This window comes from Mycobacterium sp. BK086 (genome assembly GCA_004362315.1).
Classification (GTDB): domain Bacteria; phylum Actinomycetota; class Actinomycetes; order Mycobacteriales; family Mycobacteriaceae; genus Mycobacterium.
The window spans coordinates 1-4325 of record SNWL01000001.1; the positions used below are offsets into that span (position 1 = coordinate 1).

4 protein-coding genes and 1 pseudogene are annotated in these 4325 nt (G+C 64.6%); 1 reads left to right on the forward strand and 4 read right to left on the reverse strand.

The genetic code is table 11. The annotated features are described in order from the left end of the window. Positions 1 to 656 precede the first annotated feature (656 nt). On the forward strand, positions 657 to 1406 hold the full coding sequence (locus tag EV580_RS00010; RefSeq protein ID WP_133689121.1) for an Rv3717 family N-acetylmuramoyl-L-alanine amidase: 750 nt from the start codon (positions 657 to 659) through the stop codon (positions 1404 to 1406). On the opposite strand, the gene EV580_RS00015 is transcribed toward EV580_RS00010, so the two are convergent. The 4 genes and pseudogenes from EV580_RS00015 to EV580_RS00030 all read right to left on the reverse strand — a co-directional run. Further along, positions 1403 to 1924, reverse strand: coding sequence for a DUF4190 domain-containing protein (locus EV580_RS00015; RefSeq protein ID WP_133689122.1), 522 nt, complete (start codon positions 1922 to 1924; stop codon positions 1403 to 1405). The two genes, EV580_RS00010 and EV580_RS00015, sit on opposite strands and share 4 nt — an antisense overlap. Before the next feature lie 40 nt (positions 1925 to 1964). After that, on the reverse strand, positions 1965 to 2768 hold the full coding sequence (locus tag EV580_RS00020; RefSeq protein ID WP_133689123.1) for a hypothetical protein: 804 nt from the start codon (positions 2766 to 2768) through the stop codon (positions 1965 to 1967). Positions 2769 to 2890: 122 nt separating this feature from the next. Then, a complete protein-coding gene (locus EV580_RS00025; RefSeq protein WP_133689124.1) occupies positions 2891 to 3799 on the reverse strand; it encodes a serine hydrolase in 909 nt (302 codons plus the stop codon). A 76-nt stretch (positions 3800 to 3875) separates the two neighbouring features. Next, positions 3876 to 4325, reverse strand: a pseudogene (locus tag EV580_RS00030) (hypothetical protein); the annotation flags it as partial.

Genomic DNA, 4325 nt, shown 5'->3' on the forward strand with positions numbered 1-4325 from the left:
TACACCACCCCCTCCCCCGCACGCGCCAACACCGCACCCAACACCACCGAAACCCCACCATCAACCCACAACGAACCCACCTACACACCCCCAACAACAGGCACGACTCGGGCGGTGACTTGGGGATGCTGTGACGTCATGGGTTCAGTGATGTTTCTGTCTGATGTCGGGGGAGGCACTACATGCGGGCGGGTCGCTGCGGCAAGGTCTTGCAGTATCCCACTATCGCGCGCCACATCTTGTCGGTCGTTCGTCCGACAAGGCGGCGCACCGTGCCCGTGTCGAATCGCCAAAAGGTCTGGCGGCCAGACTCCTTCGTCGTCAATGCAGTTTCAGCGACTGTGCGGATGGCCACGAGGTGTCCGGTCTGCAGTCCGTGGGGGCCGCCCAGTGGGTGGGGGGACCGACTAGCCCGGTGCAGCATGCGACATACCGAAGTCATGGATCCATTCGACCGACATTGATACCGCGCATCGTGCGGGCCTCCTCAGTTGGTCTCTGGGACTTGCTGGTTCACGACTCAGGGCCATCGGATCAATTTCATTCGTTTTCGAGGATGAGACCACCAGCAACATTAGTGACAGCATTGGTGTGCGTCTGCGCTGGCGAGCCTGGGTCGATCCACTGGGGAAGCGGTGTTTTGTTAGCCTGGCCCGATGTTGGGTGCACGCACCGCGCTGGCCGGGGCAGCCATCGTGATGATGTCCGCGGCGACAGCATTTGTGGCGGACCCGCTGCAGGCTCACGCCGCCGGTGACGTGGCGGGCCGAGTGGTGGTGCTCGACCCCGGACACAGTGGCCTGTACGACTCGTCAATGACCAGCCAGGTGCCCACAGGCCGAGGTGGCACCAAGGATTGCCAAACCAGCGGCACCGCAACCAATGACGGTTACCCCGAGCACGCCTTCAACTGGGCGGTGATCACTGATATCCAGCGGCTGCTCAACGCGGAGGGCGTACGCACCGTACTGTCTCGCCCCGACGACGCTTCACTGGGTCCGTGTGTCAATCAGCGGGCTTCGGCGGCCAACGCCCAACAGCCCGACGCGATTGTCAGCATCCACGCCGACGGCGGTCCGCAGTCGGGCCATGGGTTCCACGTCAACTACTCCGCACCGCCACTGAACGACACGCAGGCCGTCGCTTCGGTGCGGCTAGCCACCACCATGCGCGACACCCTCGTAAGCAACGGCTTACAGCCGTCGACCTACATCGGTTCCGGCGGGCTCTTCGGCCGCAGCGACTTGGCAGGCCTCAACCTGGCTCAATATCCCGCGGTGCTCATCGAATTGGGAAATATGCGCAACGACGACGACGCCGCGGCGATGGAGTCCACTGACGGGCGGGCCCGATACGCCACCGCCGTCGCGTCCGGCATCGAGACATACCTGGCGACACTGCCTTAATAGGAGCTGGCGCCTACGAGGAATATCAACGGGATGACGTAGAACAGGAGCGCCGCTCCCAGACTGACGTACCCGATCACAAGACCCGCGATAGCGAGGCCCTTGCCCTCCTCACCGGTGCGATTGATCTGCGATACGGCGATGTGACCGAAGATTATTCCGAGGAAGCCGAGGCATACCAGCGAACACACTAACGACGCGACGGCCATTCCGTTGGTCCCACGGACCACGACTGGCACCGGGTAGCCGACGGCGACGGGTGGCGGATAAGCCACAGGCTGAGGCATCGGATCGGGATAGCGCAGTGCGCCGCCCGGTTCGGGCGCCGGCGGAGGCTGATACCCGCTATTGGGCGCACCATATGCCGGTGCAGGCGGGTAGGACGTCCCATAGCTGGCGGCCGGGTAGGCCGGTGGGGGCTCCTCGGCGTGACCGCCGACTGTGAAGCCCGCGCCAAACCGGCTTGGTGGCAGCGCAGGCCCCTGGCCTTTAACGGAGTCGGGATCCTGATCCGTCATCGACCATCAGTCTCCGACTTTGGTTGGCACGCTTGGCGTCTCATGGCTGTGAGAGCCGCTGGATGCCCCGATGGAGCTGCAAACCGGCGTAGATGAGGAACGCTGCGGTCGCCACGTCGATGAGCAACACGAGGACCAGAACCGGTGCCGGTTCCACGTATACATGGAGATAGCGAGCCAGGCTGTGGTCGGCAGCCAACGTCGTCACCGTTACTAACGCTCGCCACGACATGACGATCGTGCCCACGAGGCAGATCCCGAACTCGAGGAACTGGTGCGACAGACGGGTGCCGAGAGCGAGGTACGAGTAGCCGATCGCTGCCCACACCGCGAGGATGAGCAGCGTTGAGAGGAAAGTCGACGGGATCAATCCGAACAGGATGCTCAAGACGACGCCGCCGGCGAACGTCGCAAACACAAACGGGTCGGGGGACCGGCCGCGGAGGTTATGGAACCACGGCTGACGGAAGAGTTCACCGCGCACACCGCGCTCCATCAGACGGATCACGAACGAATCTCTGGCCGGACCGGGCGCGTGCGAGCCGTATGAGGGCCGCGGCGCCTGAGGTGGCGGATATGCCGGTGGGTAGCTGGCCGCCGGTGGCGTCACCGCCGGATACGGCGTCGCGGTCGGCTGTCCGGCCAAGAAATGCTGCTGGGCCTGCTGGTGATAGTCGGCGTGCGGCTGACCGATCCTCGGCATCGACTGACCTGACCCGATGACGGGCATCGACTGCTGATTCGGGATGGCGTGACCAGGGGCGGGGCCGGTGTTGCTCGGCGAGGCGCCTGCGCCCGGGTTCGGATAAGTGTCACCCCAGGTGGGTTCGTCGTCGTTAGCCATCGCTACCTGTAACTTTCATCCCGACCGCAGTATCGCGTTCAGTAAACCGTAAGCCACCTGGACCAGCCGAGGGTGGACGACGATTCATCCGTTCGGCCGACAACGCCGAAGCGTGCCGCCAGTCAGCGCTGGTCGCACGTGTCTCCGCCGATGTCGCCGATATGGTCTTTCAGCCAGGAGGTCATTCGGGTGAGGATGGCAGTGCCGTCACCGAAGCCGCCCGAGTCAGGGACCGCAGCCACCGCCACCACCACCTGACCGGTCGGAGTGTCGATGATCCCGTACTGGCGCACCAGGTAGCGCCCGTCAGTACCCGGCCCCCAACCACCCTTGAACTTGGCCCCGCCGATCGTCCCCAGCCCCCACCGCTGTCCGGACACAACGTCGCCCATAAGATCCAGCACAGGTCCGTTGCGGGCGTCGCATGCCGCGTGGGCCAAGAATCGCACCTGGTCGGCCAGTGACCACCGGGTTTGCCCGAATGCGGAAAACCCCGGCCGAGTGACCTCGCTGGGTACCGCAGGCGGCGGGCCTCCGGCCTCGGACAACACCGCCTCCACCTTGTCGGCCGCGGTCTGGTGAGCACCCAGCTGTTCCCACATCTGTTCGGCGGCACCGTTATCCGATGCGGTGATCGCGGCCCGCATGGTGCCATCCACCGCGCCCGCGCCGTCCTGGCGCAAAAATGCCAGCGCGAGAGGCACTTTGATCGTCGACCAGGCCGGTCCCGACGACCACGCACCCAACGAATGAATTTGACCGGCTCCGCTGAGCGGCGCGTAGGCGAGACCAATGTCGGCCCCGACTGTGTTCTGCAACCCAGCGAAGGCGGCCGAGAGGTCGACGGCGGTCGACACGGCTTCAGGAGCGGGCGCTGGAGCCTGCGGTTGCGCGGGAGCGGGGCCCGCTGTGGGCTCAGGGGTTTCGGCGGCGGCACGCTCGGTTCCCATTTGGTGTACAAGCCATGGGATTCCGCAGGCCAGTAGCGCGATTACGGCGGCGATCGCCACGGCCACACGCAGAACTCGCACCGATCCTGATCGGTCCCGGGCCGGACGTTTCACGGCTCGGTGCCCGCCCGGGTGACGGGGATCCGACGGCTGCGATTCAGTAGACATAGACCACGGCATTGTTTCCACCACGGCAGGTCAGCACCTGTTCCATCGCACACGCCATCGCGTAGAACTGATGGGTTACTGGGCTGTATACCTGCAGAATGCTGGGGAACTGCCCATTGGCGTCATTCACGGCATTTCCGACATTGAGCGCGAAAGGGCATGAAGTTAAATCACTTCCGGCCGCAGTGTGCGCGTATCGTCCACCCGCGGGTGGACCACATTCCTTTGCCCCCGGGGGTGGTGCGGTGGCGGTCGGCGGTCGCGCGACGACTGTGGAAGTAGTGACCGTTTCTGTGAAGGTGCGAGTAGTCGAAGTGCGCGTGCTCGTCGCGGTCGTGGAAGGAGTGTCGTGTTGGGTGAGGTTGATGATGATGGCGATGATGGCGGCCACGGCGACAACGGCCCCAATCACTACCGCCGCTATTTTCAGACCACCCCC